Consider the following 2,775-nt stretch of genomic DNA (forward strand, 5'->3'; position numbering starts at 1 on the left):
GCCAGCAGAACCGCTCGCTTGTTCAACCGCCGATCGCCCAGCTGTATCGTCCCGAACTCGTCTCTCGCCCAACTCATCAGCCAGCCTCGTCAATTATTTGGCATGAAGCATACAGACTGGAGAGTTGTGTGTAAGGGGATGCGTTATTCCTGGCATACAGGTTGTGGTTGATATAAGCGAGGTTATAGCGGGTGACCTTGCCCGTTACCGAATCGACCCAGATCTCCCGACGCAACTTGCCGTTGCCTCTCTTATCGGAAATCTTGTGGGATTCGTCGATAATCTTCGTGTCAGCCATGACTCAATATATTACGGCTGATTCATTCGGGAGGATTCTGCGGGTATTGGCTCTCGCCTCGGGACGATGTCTCGTTTCGGCCCTCCTCCAACTTCCACCGTAGGGGTGTATAGCCGTCAAAGTTGGAGCCCCTGCCCCATCCAGCTCCGTTACCCTTCCCTCCACCACCACATCCACCTCTTTGCCAAGCCCGGCGCAGGATCAAGGGACCTGCGCCGGACGTGCCCAGTACGAAGGGGGCAGCGAGCTAGTTCGTCACGCTCTGCAGTCGATAGACTTTCTTTGCCCGGCAAGGGCTTTATGATCGTAACGACGACTTTCGTGTCATCCTTGACCGGGACTGCATGTAACAAGGTGAGCGACAGGATGTCACGGAGATCGACATGCCGATGCTCTGATAAAATCAGCAAGCATGGATATTCTGAGCATTGATGTTGAGTGCTGGCATCGCTCACGAATGAGTGCAAATGCCATCCTGGCGACGATCTTCGATACCTATCACAGCAAGAAAACAAGCTCTTTGGAAACCTCGGAAGATTTGCCAAATCTGCGATTCAGAAGGGGGTTCCTTGTTTGGTGTTAATAAAAGCTATTGGATATTGCCCGCCGAAGGAAAGTGTTATTTTTTGAAATATGGATTATTTCATGTGCTCAACTGAAATTTATACAGCCGGTTAGCTCTCATATATATATGAATTCCATGTTTTTTCACCTGTGAAATCTATTGTGAACCATGGCGGACGTTTAGTTGGCATTGATGTTGCGCGAGGTTTATTGATGGCGTACGTTGTATGCGTAATTCATCCAGTCTTCTGGTTTCGACTCGTGCCTCAAGAAGTGGGATCGATACTTCTTTTTGAAATGCCTCTTATCTTCATGATCTCAGGGGCTGCCTATCGTTTGTCGGAGCGCGCAAAGCCCGCAATAGTTGGGTTTAAGGGATATTGCAAGTGGGTGCTGCGTAGGGGCATCAGAATTCTCGTGCCGTATTGGGCTTACGCACTTGTCTGTACCGTTCTAGTGCTGAAATATGGTGGGTCTGAAAATTGTTTAGACGTGCTGGTGGCTTGGCTCAATCCAACACAATACGGAGAGGGGAGTTCAATTCTAATGCTGAATTGGCACCTCTGGTTTGTTGCACCTTTTCTGGCTGTTAGCATATTGCTTCCGGCTATTATTTTTTTTGTTCCTATCAAGAAGCCGCCTCTTTGGTTGTTGGCATTATTGGCGACCGCTTTCGTATACATTTTTGATATATTGGACACAACCAAGTCCGGATGGTTGCAAACAATATTTTTTTACTTGGTTTGGACTGTTTTTGGTTTCTCGTTAACTTCTAAACCAACCCTTTTTGGGAGTCGGTGCTATCTGAAATTATTTGCCATGTCATTCATTGTGTTGTCTGTATTGTTCATATTTAAACAGCCGGGCATAACGCTCAATATGCAGGCAAACAAATTTCCTCCTAATGCGATATTTTTTATATTTAGCTGTGCATGGGTTTCGATAATATTATTGTTTGTAGGCCGCCTGGCTTCGAGCTATTCAATCTTCCTCGTCAATTCAATTCTGCTGAAACCATTCATCTACGCAGGTTACTCGATCTACCTTTGGCAAGGACTTGGTTATTCTATAGCTCAGTGGTTGGGAATGAAGTTTGATCTAAATGTTGCTATAGTTACCGCATGCGCGATCTCCCTCTCGATTGTGCTCGGGTTGGTTGCGTCACCAATTGAAAGACTCAGGCTTCGATAATGCAACAGGCCCCGACAATGAGTTCGTTGGCGACGTAAGAGATTGAAACTTTTGGATGAAAAAAGAATAATCGGAGATTGCAGGGTCACTATCCTGTCTACCGAAAGCTTGTATATTCATCATTGCATTACTTCTACCAAGAAGTAATGTGGGGGTGGCCAGGCCAAGGCCTGGATTTGCATTAGCAAAAACCCCTCTTACGGCGTATCAGTCACTCAGAAAATTAGAGTGGGTGGCGTGCCAGATCTCACAACCAGCAGGCTCAATGGGTGTGTGATGCGTGGTGCGGCATTCCGTCGCACGACACCTTCAACCGCGTGTTCCGCCTTATCGATCCCCGTGCCGGAAGATCCTGGAAAAGAAGGCCGACTACCTGCTGGCAGTCAAAGGCAACCAGCCCACACTGCAGGTGGCGCTGCAGGAGTGCTTCGGCCTCGCTCAGCGCGAGGCGCTGGACGAGGCGGGGCACTCGACCCGGTTTATCGAAGAGTCTCACGGCCGCTTCGTCTGGCAAGGTTTCTGGGGGGCAGCCAATGCGAACGACGTAGATCCCGAGCGCTGGCCGGGCTGCAAGATGCTGGGCATGGTCGAGTCCCTCCGGAGGGTCGGTGACAAGGAGTCAGCGCCGGAGCGCCGCTACTACATTGTATTGACCCAGTAAAACCCTGCTCAGGTGTTAACCTTGAAAGGAAGGACACATGAGTACGGCGATGGAAGACGAA

At 49.2% G+C, this 2,775-nt stretch carries 3 protein-coding genes; 2 read left to right on the forward strand and 1 reads right to left on the reverse strand.

Annotated features, from left to right (window positions below):
* Positions 1-77 (reverse strand): transposase DNA-binding-containing protein (locus tag B4920_RS31090; protein WP_139379456.1); only part of this gene is annotated, 77 nt, incomplete at its 3' end.
* A 947-nt stretch (positions 78-1,024) separates the two neighbouring features.
* Between B4920_RS31090 and B4920_RS29065 the strand changes: the two genes are divergently transcribed.
* Positions 1,025-2,053, forward strand: a complete 1,029-nt coding sequence (locus B4920_RS29065) for an acyltransferase family protein (RefSeq protein WP_139379634.1) — start codon at positions 1,025-1,027, stop codon at positions 2,051-2,053.
* A 280-nt stretch (positions 2,054-2,333) separates the two neighbouring features.
* Entirely contained in the window at positions 2,334-2,714 is a 381-nt protein-coding gene (locus tag B4920_RS25675) for a hypothetical protein (protein ID WP_216820030.1), read from the forward strand.
* Positions 2,715-2,775: the final 61 nt, after the last annotated feature.

Source organism: Zoogloea sp. LCSB751 (assembly GCF_002028455.1).
Taxonomy (GTDB): Bacteria; Pseudomonadota; Gammaproteobacteria; order Burkholderiales; family Rhodocyclaceae; genus Zoogloea.